We start from the raw sequence: 13,559 nt of genomic DNA, 5'->3' as shown, positions 1-13,559 counted from the left end.
TCACGCCGCCGGAGCGGTGACCGTGGCCGTCGACCGGCACCCGGGGCGGCTCGCCCTCGCCGAGCGGCTCCACGCCCTCCCGCTCCCCGCCGCACCGGCCGGCCTGCCCGACCGGATCCGGCGGCTGACCGGCGGCGGAGTGATGTACGCGCTGGACACCACGGGATCACCCGCACTGATCAACGACGCTCTCCGCTCGCTGAACCCGACCGGGCACCTCGGCCTCGTGGCACGTCTGCACACCGCGCTGCCGCTCGAACCGGGAACGCTGGACCGCGGACGCCGGATCTCCCACATCTGCGAGGGCGACGCGGTCCCCGCACTGCTGATCCCGCGCCTGACCGCGCTCTGGCAGGCCGGCCTGTTCCCCTTCGACCAGCTGATCCGCACCTATCCGCTCGCCGGCATCAACGAGGCCGAACGCGACTGCGAGACGGGTCGCGTCGTCAAGCCCGTCCTGATCCCGGGCGGACGGGAGCGGTGACCGACACGTTCCGCGACAGCACCCACGCGAGCCGCCGTCCCCAGGGACGCCGGCCCCATCCGAACCAGGGAGAACGCATGGTCGACACGGCACCGCGCGGCACCGGCGTGGAGGGAGGGGTCGGCGTGACCGCCCTCCTGGTCGCCGCGGCACGGGCGATCGAGACCTACCGCCACGACAGCCTCGCCCAGGACATCTACGCGGAGCACTTCGTACGCTCCGCCCCCGCGTCCGCGTGCTGGCCGGTCCGCCCGGACCAGGCCCCGGGCGGGGACGCCGACCCGCTGTGGGGGCGCTTCGCCCGCTACTTCGGTCTCAGGACCCGCGTCCTCGACGACTTCCTGCTCCGGTCGGTCCGGACCGGCGGCGCCCGCCAGGTGGTGCTGCTCGGCGCGGGGCTCGACACCCGGGCGTTCCGGCTCGACTGGCCCTCTGGCTGCGTGGTCTTCGAGATCGACAGGGACGGCGTCCTCGCGTTCAAGCACGAGGTGCTCGGCGCGTTGTCGGCCGAGCCGACGGCGACGCGCGTACCGGTCGCGGCCGACCTGCGCGCCGACTGGGCCGGAGCGCTGCGGGCGGCCGGCTTCGACCCGGCGGTCCCCACCGCCTGGCTGGCCGAGGGGCTGCTGTTCTATCTGCCCAGCGCCGCCGAGACCGGCCTGATCGACACGGTGGACCGGCTGAGCGCGGGGGGCAGCGCGCTGGCGTACGAGGTGAAGCTGGAGAAGGACCTGCTGGAGTACCGCGACAGCCCCCTCTACACGTCGACGCGTGAGCAGATCGGCATCGATCTGCTCGACCTGTTCAGCCTGGAGGAACGGCCCGACTCCGCGGCCCGTCTGGCGGACGGCGGCTGGTCCACCTCGGTCCACACGCCCTTCGAGTTCACCGACCGGCACGGACGCGGCCCCCTGCCCGAGGAGAACGACGCGCTGGCGGGCAACCGCTGGGTGTTCGGCGAGAAGCCGCGGCCGGCGCGGTAGCCGACCGGTCCCGGTCCGCGGGCTCTAGTCACCGGCCCCCGGCGGCCCGTCGAGGACGGTGGGGACGTACTCCAGCAGCTGGAGCCGGCCGTCGAAGGTGCGGCTGTCGACCAGGTCGAGAGCGACGTCGGGATACGCGTCGAAGATCCGCTCCTTGCCGGTGGCGCCGGTGATGACCGGGAAGACGACCACACGGAACCGGTCGACCAGACCGGCGGTGAGCAGCGACCGGGACAGGCTGAGGCTGCCGAGGGTACGCAGGGGGCCCGCGTCGCGCTGCTTCATGTCCCGTACGGCCGCTACGGCGTCCTCCCGGACCAGCTCGGTGCTGCCCCACGACAGCGGCGCCTCCAGAGTCCGGGAGAACACCACCTTCGGCATCGCGGTCAGCCCGGCGAAGCCGGGATCGTCGGGCATCTCGGCGGCGAACCGGGACATCAGCCGGTAGGTCGTGGCGCCCATGAGGCTGGTGTGCCGCTTGTGGTCGTCGGTGTCGAGCCACGCGAGGTACTCGGGTCCTCCCATGCCCCAGAGACCGGGCCAGCCGTCCGCGGACGCGTAGCCGTCGAGCGAGATGATGAAGTCCACCATGAGGCCTGACATCGGACCGTCCCTCCTGTGTGCGTGCGTACGGGTTGTGACCGGTGCCGGGCCGGAAAGTCATCGCGTCCGGTGAGCGGTCCCGGCCCGCGTGGCGCCGTGGCCGCCGACGGCGTGCGGGTGAGCATGGGGTGACCCAGTTCCCCTCCCGCACCGAGGCGATGCGATGCCCGACCACGCCCATCACGTACCGCCCGGCGGCGCCGTACCGAGGGGGAGCCTGCGGCCCGCGCTGGCGGAACGCTGGCTGTTCCGGGGCATCTACGGCCTGGTGCTGGCCAGCGCCCTGGTGGCCGCGCTGGATGTGCCGGGGGAGCACGCCGATCCCGGTCAGGACGCGCTGTGGGTGCTGCTCACCGCGGGCGCGTCGGCCGCCGCCCACGGGTACGCGCACGTCATCGCCCAGCGGGCGTCCGCCGAGGGGACGGGCAGGCCGAGCAGGACGCGGGCGGTGCTCGCCGAGTGGCCCCTGCTCGCCTCGGTGCTGCCCACCGTGCTCCTCCTGCTGGGCGCGGTCGCCGAGTGGTGGACGGAGGACACGGCCGTCGACGTGGCGCTGCTGCTCAACACCGTCGCCCTGTTCTGCCTGGGCTTCTCGGCGGCCCGCACCGCGGGGCTCGGCTGGCTGTCCTCCTGCCGGGCGGGGGTCGTGGACATGTTGATCGGGCTCGTGGTCATCGCCGCGGACGCGCTGATCGAGTAGCGCGGCCCTCGGCTGCCGTGCCTCACCGGTCCGCGCCTGCCGGGAGATCGCCGGAGACGGCACCCCGCGGTGAATGAATGGCAAAAGACCGGCAAGGCGGCTGGAATGAGCAGCTTCCCCGGAAGGACCACTCCGAGCGAGGGCGGGTTCCCCGCGGCCGCCCCTGGACGCGAGCCGTCGGCCCGCACGGTGCCGGCGGTGGGCGCGGCCCCCATGCAGCCCCGGCGGGACGGCGAGGGAAGCCTCGCGCACGTGGTGGAGACCCTGCTGGACAAGGGCCTGGTGCTGAACGCCGACATCATGGTCTCGGTCGCGGGCGTCGAGCTGCTGGGTATCCGGCTCCGCGCGGCCCTCGCCTCCTTCGAGACGGCCGCCCGCTACGGCCTGGAGTTCCCTTCCGGCACCGACACCGAGACCGCCGCGTGGCGCGACACCCGCGAGGAGAAGGAGACCTGCCCGGCGTGCGGCAAGCGCGTGCCCGTCGAGCAGTTGCTGAACGAGTGGTGCCCCTGGTGCGGCTGGCGCAGCGCCCAGGCCCAGTTGCGCGGCGGCTCCGAGCCGGCCGCACTGACGGAACGACAGGACACCGGCGGGGACCGGCACGGCGAGGACGGGCTCGGCGAGGACGACGAGGCCCGCGACCGGGAGCCCGCCGAAGGGAAGGCCGGACGGCGTGGCGACTGAACCGGCCCCGATGCGCCCCACCCGGGAACCGAGAGTGACCCTGGACGACCTGGTGGAGGTCCTGCTCAACAAGGGCGCCGTCCTGCACCTGGACCTCATCGTCGCCGTCGCGGACATCCCCCTCATCGGCGTCTCCGTGCGGGCGGCCGTCGCCGGGATGGAGACGATGCTGGAGTACGGCATGATGCGCCACTGGGACGAGGCCACCCGCGCCTGGGCCGAGCGCTCCGTCGCCCGCCGCGCCCTCGGCCTGCGCGAGGACGAGAGCGTCGTCCGGCGGATGAGCGGGGGCCACCTGCTGACCGAGGGCGTGTACCACGGCTGGCGGCCCGGCACCGTCTACCTCACCGACCAGCGCCTCGTCGTCCTGCGCGAGGAGCCCCGGGAGGTGCTCTGGCAGACCGGCCTCGACGCCGTACGCGACGTGCGGCTGAAGCCGGAGCGGACGGTCGGCGGCGAGGAACGCCTGCGCCTGGAGGTGTCACTGGCCGACGGACGGCGGGAACTGCTCTCCGCCAGGGAGCCGGAGGCACTGCACGGCCTGCTCACCCGCTCCCTCGCCGGCCGCCTCGCGCCCGCCCTCCCGTCCGGGACCGCGACCGAGGAGGAGCCGCCCCTCGCGGAGGGACACCTGTGGTACGAGGAGCCGCGCAGGTCAGGCCCGTTGTGGCGCGGCGGACGGGCACGGCTCACTGCCGGCCGGCTGACCTGGAAGTCACCCGTGGACGCCCGGCCCGCCCTGGTGCTGTCCACGACGGAGCTGGCCGGCGTGCGGCGGGCGCCCGGGTACGGGCCCGGTGGTGAGGGAAGTGTCCTCGTGCTGCGCACCACCGCGGGCGAGGAGATCCGGCTCGCCGCGGACGACCCGGACGGCTGGGCCCGGCGGCTCGCGTCCACCAGCCCTGCGGCGGTCACCGCGTGAGCGGGACGAGCAGGCATCGAGCAGCAGAGCAGCGGACAGAGGGGAAGACGACATGCCGTTGACCGTCGACGAGAAGAGCCTCAAGCACGGGGTGCTGTCCCTCGTCGTGACGCTGGTCGAGGTGATCCAGGAGGCCCTGGACCGCCAGGCCATGCGCCGCATCGACGGCGGCGACCTCGACCCGGAGGAGGCCGAACGCCTCGCCGAGGCCCTGCTGGACCTGGACGAGGCCATGGAACAGATCAAGGAGGACCACGGCATCGTCTCCTCGGTCGCGGACCTGCACCGGGGGCTGGACGACGTGGTCGACGACGTCGTGGACAAGCTGATCAACCCCCAGCGCTGGGCGGAGGAGGCCGGACGATGACGGAGCACACCGCGCTGTACGTGTACGCCCTGCTCCCCGAACGGCAGGGCGCCGCCGACGGCGTCACCGGACTCGACGGGCGCCCGCTGCGACTCGCGGCGGTCCCCGGCACCGGGATCGCCGCGCTGGTGCACGACGCCACGCCCGCCCCCTTCCAGGGCGACGACGACCAGGTGCGGCGATGGGTGGCCGAGCAGAGCGAGGCGGTCACCACGGTCTGGGAACGCGTCGGCAGCCTGCTGCCGATGACCTTCAACGTCCTGGTCGCCGCCGACGCCGCGTCCGGGCGGAGCGCCGAGCAGCGGCTGGGGGAGTGGGTCGGGGAACAGGAGGACGACATCACCGGCCAGTTGAGGGCGCTTACCGGCCGGTGCGAACTCCGCGTGGAGGTCACCCTCGACCGCGCGACCGCCACGGCGGACGGCCCGGCCGTGAGCCCGGGGGAGGCGCAGGACGACGCCCGGTCGCCCGGCATGCGGAGGCTGCTCGCCAAGCAGCGCGAGCAGAGCGAGAAGAACACGGCCGGGCAGCTCGCGGACACGCTGCACGCCGGCATCCGGCGTCGCCTGCTGGCGGTCGCCGAGGACCTCCGCGACCGTGGGCCGGCCCACCGCGCCCCCGGCGAGACGGACGTCCTGTCCGCGGCTCTGCTCGTCCGGCACGAGGACATCGACGCCGTCGGCACCGTCCTGAGCGACGCCCAGGCCGGTCAGCCGGCGCTGCGCATCCGCTTCCTCGGCCCCTGGCCGCCGTACTCGTTCACCGAGACCCGGCCCCAGGAACCGGCGGAGCGGCACGCGGCGCACTGACACCGGCGGGCCCTTCCGAGGGGCCGGGAATGCCGGGGCGGGCGGCCGTGTTGTGGCAACCGTGACCGTGGAGGGGACAGTGTCCCCGGGCCTCACCTCTCGCCTGCGGGGACGATCGTCCGGCTGAAGCCCCGCAGAGCAACCCGCCGCGCAGGCGACCGCCCTCCACGTCACCCTTCGTCGGGAATGCCGTACCCGTCGCGGGCGTTGCACCGTACGTATGACATGTCCGAGTCAATCGACTCGGGCGGAAGGAGCACCCCATGGCACGCAGCACCACGCGCCCGGTCGTCCGGCTCACCTCCACGGCCGGCACCGGCGTCACCTACGTGACCCGCAAGAACCGTCTGAACGACCCCGACCGCCTGGTCCTGCGCAAGTACGACCCGGTCGCCGGCGGCCACGTCCTCTTCCGCGAGGCGCGCTGACCCACGGCGGTCGTCGACGTCGAGAACCGCCGCCCCGGCCCGCCGCTGACGGCGGGTCCCGCCCGATCCCCGGAGGAACACCGCGATGAAGGTACGCAAGTCGCTGCGCTCGCTGAAGGCCAGGCCCGGCGCCCAGGTGGTGCGCCGGCGTGGAGTCACCTACGTGATCAACAAGAAGGACCCGCGTTTCAAGGCCCGCCAGGGCTGACGAGGCATCACGTCGGACCCGACGGCCCGGCACCGCACACCCGCGGTGCCGGGCCGTCCGCGTGGGGTCGGGCATCAGCCGGCCTCACGTCTCCCCCGTTCGCGTCGCCGTCCGTCGCACGGCGGCGAAGTGCTGCCGCAGCTGTGCGGTGACGGTGTCGGTGGCGGCGGTGGGCCCACGGCGCCGATGGCGGGCGAGGAGGACGGAGACGTCCGGAAGGGCGGGGCCCGGCACGGCGGCGAGCGTGCCGTCGCGGAGCGAGGGCGCCGCGTTGGCCAGGGGCAGGACGGTCAGCCCCAGCCCGGCCGCGACGCAGGAACGGGCCGCCTCGATGCTGCCGAACCGGGTCAGGCGGGGCAGGGCCCCGGAGACGGCCCGCAGACGGCCGGCGAGCCGGTCGCTGTAGGAGCAGCCCTGCTCGTGCAGGAAGAAGTCCGCCTCGGCCAGCTCCGGCCAGGTCACCGGGGCCTCACGCCCGGCCAGCGGGTGGTGGGGTGCGGCCAGCAGCACCAGGGGCTGGCCGGTCAGACGCTCCGCGACGACGTCCGGATGGTCGACCTCGTCCTCCAGCAGCAGCGCGCAGTCGAGCACGCCCGCCCGCAGCCCCTCCACCGCGCCGGCCGTGCCGCAGGCCTCCAGGTGCACCTGGATCCGCGGATGCGAGCCGCGCAGTGCGGCGATCACCTGGGGGAGGTGGGCCGAGCACAGGGTCTCGCCCGCCCCCACCGTCACGGTGCCGGTGACCGGTCCCTCGCCGTCGGCCGCGGTGAGCAGGCGCGACTCGGCGTCCAGGACGTCCTCGGCCAGCGGGACGAGGCGGCGTCCCGCCTCGGTGAGCAGCGCGCCGCGCGGCATGCGGTCGAAGAGCCGGGCGCCGAGCGCCTTCTCCAGCGACTTGATCTGCACGGTGACCGTGGACTGCGAGAGCCGCAGTTCGGCGGCGGCGCCGGTGAAGCTGCCCGTGCGGGCGAGCGTGGCGAAGGTCTGGAGCAGCCGGGTGTCCATCACCGCACCCTATGCCGTGCCATCGGATTTCTCGATGGCGGCGATGAGACACCATCGTTGGATTTCATGGGCTCGGAGCGGAATCATGAGGGCCATGACCACTTCCTCGCCTGTCGTCGACGTGCTGCGCTACGCGGCCTTCACCTCCCGCCCCGACGGGGGCAACCCGGCCGGTGTCGTCCTCGACGCCGCGCTGCTCGGCCCGGACCGCATGGGCGAGATCGCCGCCGAGGTCGGCTACTCGGAGACGGCGTTCGTCACCTCCCACGACGAGGAGCGGCGCCGGTTCACCCTCCGGTACTTCAGCCCGCTCGCCGAGGTCGCCTTCTGCGGCCACGCCACCGTGGCGACGGCGGTGGCGCTCGCCGAACGCCTGGGCGCCGGTGACCTGGCCTTCGACACCCCGGCCGGCGAGATCCTGGTGACCACGGCGACGGACGCCGACGGCGCGGTGCGGGCGACGCTCACCAGCGTGCCGACCCGGTCTCGGCCGGCGCGGGCCGACGAGGTGGACGCGACGCTGTCGGCCCTGCGCTGGGACAGCGCCGACCTCGACCCCGAGCTGCCGCCGCACGTCGCCTTCGGCGGCAACGACCACCTGATCCTCGCCGCCGGCTCCCGGGCCCGGCTGGCCGACCTCGACTACGACTTCGACGCGCTCGCCGCCGTCATGCGCGAGCACGGCTGGACGACGGTGCACCTGGTCTGGCGCGAGGACGAGCAGCGTTACCACGCGCGGGACCCGTTCCCGGTGGGCGGCGTCGTGGAGGACCCGGCGACCGGAGCGGCCGCGGCCGCGTTCGGCGGCTACCTGCGCACGCTCGGCGCCCTGCCCGCGTCCGGCGTGGTCACCGTCCGGCAGGGGGAGGACATGGGCCGGCCCAGCGAGCTCACCGTACGAACGGACCCGCACGGCGCACGCGTCCACGTCACCGGCCACGCCGTACCGATCACCGGATGACGGAGCCCGTCGGCGGCGTGGCGGCGGTCCGAGGCAGGTCCTCCGGCTCCTCCGGTGCTCGGATCCTCCGTGCTGACCGGCCAGGGCCTGCTTCATGCACGGAAGAGCAGATTCCCCACTTTCGTGTGCGAGTGACGCGCTTTCCTCCCGGAGCGGGCCGGTACGCCGGGAGAGTGGGTCGGCCGCCGGGGATCACCCCCGGTGGCCGACCGACGTTCCACAGCGAAGGCAGGGATGCACGATGATGCCCACCACCGAGGCGACCGACCGGGTCGAGCTGGTCTTCTCCCTCTTCGACGCCGACGGGAACGGGTACCTGGAGCCCGCCGACTTCTCCCTGATGAGCGAGCGTGTCGTGGCCGCCGTACCGGCCGCGGACGACGCCAGGAAGAACAGGCTCACCGGTGCCTTCCACCGCTACGGCGAGACGCTCCTGACCGAGCTGGACGCCAACGGCGACGGCCGGATCAGCCCCGAGGAGTTCACCTCCGTCGTCCTCAACCCGCAGCGGTTCGACGCCACCGTGGACGAGTTCGCCGAAGCGCTCGCCGAGATGGGCGACCCGGACGGCGACGGCTTCGTCGCCCGCCCCGAGTTCGTCGCGCTGATGCTCGCCATCGGCTTCGCACGGCCCAACATCGAGGCGCTCTTCCAGGCCTTCGGCCCGGACAGGGAGGACCGGGTCCGGGTGTCCACCTGGGCGGACGCGATCAGGGACTACTACCGGCCCGAGAAGTCCGGCATCGCCGGTGACCACCTGGTCCCGGCCAACACCCGGTGACGGCCGCGGAGCTGTCCAGGAGGCCGCCGCACCGGTGACCGCCCCGCCCCCGGCCCGTGCCACCGCCCCGCGCGCACGGGCCGGGGCGCTGTGCGGCGTCCGCTCCGCGGGGACCACGGGCCGAGGGCGCACGGCCGGTCCGGGGGGAACGCGCACGGCCGGTCCGCGGTGGACGTGAGACCGCGGTGGACGTGAGACTTCTGTGCCGCCGCGGGGCATATGAAGAAGCAGGCTCAGCAGGACCATCATGAGCACGAGGGGGACCGAGGCGGCGCACGGTGACGAGGAGGCCCGGACATGGCAGGCGCGAGGGACACGGAGACCGGCCGGCACCAGCACCGGGACGTGCCCAGCCCACAGCTCACCGAGGCCCTGGAGGTCATCGGCGCGGGAGCGTACGTGGTCGACGCACAGGGCCACATCCTCACCGTCAACAGCCGCGCCGAGAAGCTGCTGGGCCGCCGCGCCGAGGACATGGCCGGCCAGGACGCCCACGACCTGCTGCACCGGGGACCTCAGGGGCAGCGGCTGCCGGCCACTCAGTGCGGGATGCGGCAGGCGTTCCACGCCGGACGCCCGGCACAGGCCGAGCTCGACCACCTCGCCCGCGCCGACGGCTCCGTCCTGTCCGTCTCCTGGCTCATCACGCCCTACTCCGTCCACGGCCACGACACCCACACCCTCGTCATCTTCCATCCCCACGAGCAGGCACAGGCCGCCGAACCGCCCCCGGAGCGGTCCGCGGAGCCCCTGAGCGAACTCGAACGACTGGCGCTGCTGGCCGAGACCACCACCCAGCTGACCTCCACCCTCAACGTCGACGAGGCGCTGCGCAGACTGGTGGCCCTGATCCTGCCCCGGCTCGCGGACTGGGCCGTCATCGACCTGATCACCGAGCACGAAGAGGTGTGGCGCACCGCCGTGGTCCATGTCGACGGGGACCGCCTGGTCCACCGCGGCGATCTCGAGGGGCCGATGCCGCCGGTGCCCGAGGAGTCACCGATGCCCCTCTCCCGCGCCCTGCGCGGCGTCGCCTCCGCCCTGGCCGCACCCGACACCTATCAGGGCACCCCGGACTCCGGCATCGCCGTGGAACAGCGCCGTATGTTCGACGCCACCGGCATCCGCTCCGCCGCCATCGTCCCCATCCGGGGAACCCGGGAGGTCCTGGGCGCCCTCACCCTGGGCCGGGCCGACACACCCGGTGAGTTCTCCACCCCCGACCTGCCCCTGATCGAGGACATCGCCCGCCGCGCCGGCGTCGCGCTGGACAACGCCCGCCTCTACCAGCGCCAGCGCGCCGTCGCCGAGACCATGCAGAAGCACCTGCTGCCCCAGATGCCGCGCGTCCCCGGGTTGCAGATGGCCGTCCGCTACCTGCCCGCCCCCGACGCCTCCAAGGTCGGCGGGGACTGGTACGACGCCTTCTCCCTGTCCGACGGCGCGACCGCGCTGGCCGTCGGGGACGTCGTGGGCCACGACCTGGAGGCCGCGGCCGGGATGGCCCAGTTGCGCAACATGCTCCGTGCCTACGCCTGGTCGCAGCAGGAGCCGCCCAGCCGCATCGTGGAACGCCTGGACGAGGCGATCATGCCCATCACCGACGTCTCCATGGCCACGCTCGTCTTCGCCCGCATCACGAGGACGGACAACGGGCTCTGGCGGCTGTCCTGGACCAACGCGGGTCACCCCCCGCCCCTGCTCGTCACCCGCGAGGGCCTGACCGACTACCTCTCCGACGGGCACAGCCTCCTGCTCGGCACCGGTATCGGCGCCTCCCGTCCGGACGCCACGATCCTGCTGCCCCCGGGGTGCACGCTGCTGCTGTACACCGACGGCCTCATCGAAGCACCAGGACACACCCTCGACGAGGGCCTGGACCGGCTGCGCCAGCACGCCGCCGCGCTCGCCCACCGGCCCCTGCCGTCCTTCGCCGACCAGCTCCTGCACCGCGTCCAGCCGCCCGGCCTCGACGACGTCGCCCTCCTGGCCCTGCGCACACCCGGCAGGGCTCCTGCCGGACATGGGTGACGGCCTTCCGGGAACCCGCCTGCCGTCCTGTCCCGACGTACGGAAGAGACGATGACGACGACACCCGAGGACCACGGCCGCAACCGCTTCTGCAAGGCATGCGGCACGCCCGCCGGCGACGGACCACTGTGCGAGCACTGCGGCACCGCCCTGGAGCTCCCGGACGACGCGGGGCTGACGGAGGACCAGGGCGCGGCGGTCCGCCGGGACTTCGAGGAGCGCGACGCGCGCAGTCAGTAGCTCCCGTGGTCGCGGCGCGCGAGTTCCACCTACGCGTCCGGGGGCCGGCCCCCGGTTCGGCTGTGGTCCCTAGGGCCGGACGCCGGCATGCCCCCTCAGGAAGGCCCCCGCGTGAGCCGCGGCTTCTTCCTTGGTCGTGTACCAGGTGCCGGCGTCGGCCGTGCCGTGCGTGCCGTCGGCGGCCTCGCCGGCCCACCTCCAGCCGCCGGAGGAGGGGTCCTGCGTCAACTCGGCCACTCCGCCGCACAGTTCGAGCGGGGCACCGGGCTGTGCCGACGCGGGTGCGGGACGGCTGACGGCTTCCGGCCACTTCTTGCGGGCACCCTGACGGGTGATGCCCCAGGCCGCACCCAACTGCTCGTAACTGGCGCCGTAGGACCCGGCGGTTCCCGCCGCGACGGCCGTCAACCTCTTCACCTCCGCGTCCACCGCCTTCCAGGCGGTCAGCACGGAGAGGGCCACCTCTACCGGCTCCCCCTCCCACATGCGCTCCTCGGGCAGTCCTGACGTCCTGGAGCGCAGAGCCGACGCGAGCGGATTCAGGGCGTCGTAGAGGGCCTTGTCGAGCTGGGCGCGTTCTTCGGGTGTGATCTGGGGCGAGGTCATGCGACAACCATAGTTTCCGCAAGCGGTCATGTGAACCTTTGTTACCGAAGCTGGCAACCGCATGGTCCAGGTCGCCGCCCGCCGGTCGTTGAAGAAGACTTTGCGTGTGGCCGATTCCGCGCGGCGGACGCCTGATCTGGCGGCGACAGAAGGTATCGCGAACGCAAAGGATGGCCGAAAACCAGGGGTGCTGTGTGTCCTCCCCGTTACGGCCGCGTTGACCCCGCCTGCTCCTGTGACGCACGCTCGAAATATAGATGGCAACTACAACTTGCTCGCCGTCGATCCGCTCGCAGCCGCAAAACGGACTGGCCGCTCCGGATCGTCCGGCGGGCCGGACGCAGGAGGCGGCGTATGTGCGGAATCACCGGCTGGGTCTCCTTCGACCGCGATCTCGGCACCGAGACGGCGGCGTTGGACGCGATGACCGAGACGATGGCCTGCCGCGGACCGGACGACCGCGGCGTCTGGGCGCAGGGACCCGCCGCGCTCGGCCACCGCAGGCTCGCCATCATCGACCTGCCCGGCGGCCGGCAGCCGATGAGCGCCGACACCCCCCACGGCACGGTCGCCCTCGTCTACTCGGGAGAGACCTACAACTTCACCGAACTCCGCCGCGAACTCGCGGACCGCGGCCACCGCTTCACCACCGACTCCGACACCGAGGCCGTGCTGCGCGGCTACCTCGAATGGGGTGACGCCCTCCCCGAGCGCCTCAACGGCATGTACGCGTTCGCGCTCTGGGACGGCCGCGAGAACAAGCTCGTCATGGTCCGCGACCGCATGGGCATCAAGCCGTTCTACTACCACCCGACCGCGGACGGTGTGCTGTTCGGCTCCGAGCCCAAGGCCGTCCTCGCCCATCCACTGGCCCGCCCCCGGGTCCGGCTCGACGGGCTGCGGGAACTCTTCACCATGATCAAGACACCCGGTCACGCCGTCTGGGACGGCATCCGCGAGGTCGAGCCCGGTACCGTCGTCACGGTCGACCGCTCGGGTGTGCACCGGCGCCGCTACTGGGACCTGGAGACCCGCCCGCACACCGACGACCGGGACGCCACGGTCGCACACGTCCGCTCGCTCCTCGACGACATCGTGCGCCGCCAGCTCGTCGCCGACGTGCCCCGCTGCACCCTGCTCTCCGGCGGACTCGACTCCTCCGCGATGACCGCGCTCGCCGCCCGGCAGCTCGGCGAACACGGCGAGAAGGTACGCAGCTTCGCCGTGGACTTCGCGGGCCAGACCGAGAACTTCGTCGCCGACGAACTCCGCGGCACCCCCGACACCCCCTTCGTGCACGACGTCGCCCGCGCCTCGGGCACCGACCACCAGGACATCGTGCTCGACGCCCAGGCCCTCGCCGACCCCGAGATCCGCGCCAAGGTCGTCCGCGCCCGCGACCTGCCGGCCGGGTTCGGCGACATGGACGCCTCCCTGTACCTGCTCTTCCGGGCGATCCGCGACCACTCCACCGTGGCCCTGTCCGGCGAGTCCGCCGACGAGGTCTTCGGCGGCTACCTCCAGTTCTTCGACGAGGAGGCACGCCGCGCCGACACCTTCCCCTGGCTGGTGTCGATGAGCCGCCACATGGGGGAGGACACGGACGTGCTGCGCCCCGATGTGGCGGCGAAGCTGGACCTGCCCGGGTACGTGGCCGACGGCTACCGCGACGCCGTCGCCGGCGTCCGGCGCCTGGACGGGGAGAGCGACTTCGAGTACCGGATGCGGCGGATCTGCCACCTGCACA

At 73.2% G+C, this 13,559-nt stretch carries 17 protein-coding genes; 14 read left to right on the top strand and 3 right to left on the bottom strand.

The annotated features are described in order from the left end of the window. Positions 1–484, top strand: a 484-nt coding sequence (locus tag GTW67_RS07775) for a zinc-binding dehydrogenase (RefSeq protein ID WP_161164067.1), incomplete at its 5' end; no start/stop codon positions are given. Between the two features lie 77 nt (positions 485–561). After that, entirely contained in the window at positions 562–1,467 is a 906-nt protein-coding gene (locus GTW67_RS07770) for a class I SAM-dependent methyltransferase (RefSeq protein ID WP_161164066.1), read from the top strand. 24 nt (positions 1,468–1,491) lie between these two features. Here the strand turns inward: GTW67_RS07770 and GTW67_RS07765 are convergent, their stop codons facing one another. Beyond that, the gene (locus GTW67_RS07765) at positions 1,492–2,070 is read right to left on the bottom strand and encodes a dihydrofolate reductase family protein (RefSeq protein ID WP_161164065.1); all 579 of its coding nucleotides are present in this window, start codon (positions 2,068–2,070) and stop codon (positions 1,492–1,494) included. Positions 2,071–2,233: 163 nt separating this feature from the next. Between GTW67_RS07765 and GTW67_RS07760 the strand changes: the two genes are divergently transcribed. The 7 genes from GTW67_RS07760 (at position 2,234) to ykgO (ending at position 6,188) form a co-directional block, all read left to right on the top strand. Then, positions 2,234–2,770 carry a hypothetical protein gene (locus tag GTW67_RS07760; protein WP_161164064.1) on the top strand — a complete coding sequence of 179 codons (537 nt, stop codon included), beginning with the start codon at positions 2,234–2,236 and terminating at the stop codon, positions 2,768–2,770. A 105-nt stretch (positions 2,771–2,875) separates the two neighbouring features. Continuing rightward, positions 2,876–3,454 (top strand): gas vesicle protein, encoded by a 579-nt coding sequence (gene gvpJ / locus GTW67_RS38125; RefSeq protein WP_272920472.1) that lies wholly within the window; start codon positions 2,876–2,878, stop codon positions 3,452–3,454. Beyond that, positions 3,444–4,376: a gas vesicle protein gene (gene gvpJ / locus GTW67_RS07750; RefSeq protein ID WP_346010593.1), complete on the top strand. Its 933-nt coding sequence runs from the start codon at positions 3,444–3,446 to the stop codon at positions 4,374–4,376. The genes gvpJ (GTW67_RS38125) and gvpJ (GTW67_RS07750) overlap by 11 nt, the downstream gene beginning before the upstream one ends. Before the next feature lie 52 nt (positions 4,377–4,428). Next, complete coding sequence (gene gvpK / locus GTW67_RS07745) at positions 4,429–4,743, top strand: gas vesicle protein K (RefSeq protein WP_161164063.1); 315 nt, start codon at positions 4,429–4,431, stop codon at positions 4,741–4,743. Continuing rightward, a complete protein-coding gene (locus GTW67_RS07740; RefSeq protein WP_161164062.1) occupies positions 4,740–5,552 on the top strand; it encodes a GvpL/GvpF family gas vesicle protein in 813 nt (270 codons plus the stop codon). Before gvpK ends, GTW67_RS07740 begins: the two co-directional genes overlap by 4 nt. 263 nt (positions 5,553–5,815) lie before the next feature. Then, positions 5,816–5,980: a 50S ribosomal protein L33 gene (gene rpmG / locus GTW67_RS07735; RefSeq protein ID WP_161164061.1), complete on the top strand. Its 165-nt coding sequence runs from the start codon at positions 5,816–5,818 to the stop codon at positions 5,978–5,980. 85 nt (positions 5,981–6,065) lie between these two features. Beyond that, positions 6,066–6,188: a type B 50S ribosomal protein L36 gene (gene ykgO / locus GTW67_RS07730; protein WP_064731309.1), complete on the top strand. Its 123-nt coding sequence runs from the start codon at positions 6,066–6,068 to the stop codon at positions 6,186–6,188. Between the two features lie 84 nt (positions 6,189–6,272). On the opposite strand, the gene GTW67_RS07725 is transcribed toward ykgO, so the two are convergent. Next, entirely contained in the window at positions 6,273–7,193 is a 921-nt protein-coding gene (locus GTW67_RS07725) for a LysR family transcriptional regulator (RefSeq protein ID WP_161164060.1), read from the bottom strand. Between the two features lie 85 nt (positions 7,194–7,278). Here GTW67_RS07725 and GTW67_RS07720 point away from each other — a divergent pair, with 85 nt between their 5' ends. The 4 genes from GTW67_RS07720 (at position 7,279) to GTW67_RS07705 (ending at position 11,206) form a co-directional block, all read left to right on the top strand. Then, the gene (locus GTW67_RS07720) at positions 7,279–8,154 is read left to right on the top strand and encodes a PhzF family phenazine biosynthesis isomerase (protein ID WP_161164059.1); all 876 of its coding nucleotides are present in this window, start codon (positions 7,279–7,281) and stop codon (positions 8,152–8,154) included. Between the two features lie 241 nt (positions 8,155–8,395). Continuing rightward, positions 8,396–8,935 carry an EF-hand domain-containing protein gene (locus GTW67_RS07715; protein ID WP_161164058.1) on the top strand — a complete coding sequence of 180 codons (540 nt, stop codon included), beginning with the start codon at positions 8,396–8,398 and terminating at the stop codon, positions 8,933–8,935. Between the two features lie 297 nt (positions 8,936–9,232). Next, positions 9,233–10,966 carry a SpoIIE family protein phosphatase gene (locus GTW67_RS07710; protein ID WP_161164057.1) on the top strand — a complete coding sequence of 578 codons (1,734 nt, stop codon included), beginning with the start codon at positions 9,233–9,235 and terminating at the stop codon, positions 10,964–10,966. A 51-nt stretch (positions 10,967–11,017) separates the two neighbouring features. Continuing rightward, entirely contained in the window at positions 11,018–11,206 is a 189-nt protein-coding gene (locus GTW67_RS07705) for a hypothetical protein (protein WP_161164056.1), read from the top strand. A 69-nt stretch (positions 11,207–11,275) separates the two neighbouring features. On the opposite strand, the gene GTW67_RS07700 is transcribed toward GTW67_RS07705, so the two are convergent. Next, entirely contained in the window at positions 11,276–11,812 is a 537-nt protein-coding gene (locus GTW67_RS07700) for a hypothetical protein (protein WP_161164055.1), read from the bottom strand. 354 nt (positions 11,813–12,166) lie between these two features. Between GTW67_RS07700 and asnB the strand changes: the two genes are divergently transcribed. Then, the coding region (gene asnB, locus GTW67_RS07695) for an asparagine synthase (glutamine-hydrolyzing) (protein ID WP_161164054.1) at positions 12,167–13,559 on the top strand (1,393 nt) is incomplete at its 3' end.

It is taken from the genome of Streptomyces sp. SID5910 (genome assembly GCF_009862125.1).
Classification (GTDB): domain Bacteria; phylum Actinomycetota; class Actinomycetes; order Streptomycetales; family Streptomycetaceae; genus Streptomyces.
Note: the sequence above shows the minus strand (reverse complement) of the source record. Positions and strands in the feature narration are given on the sequence as shown.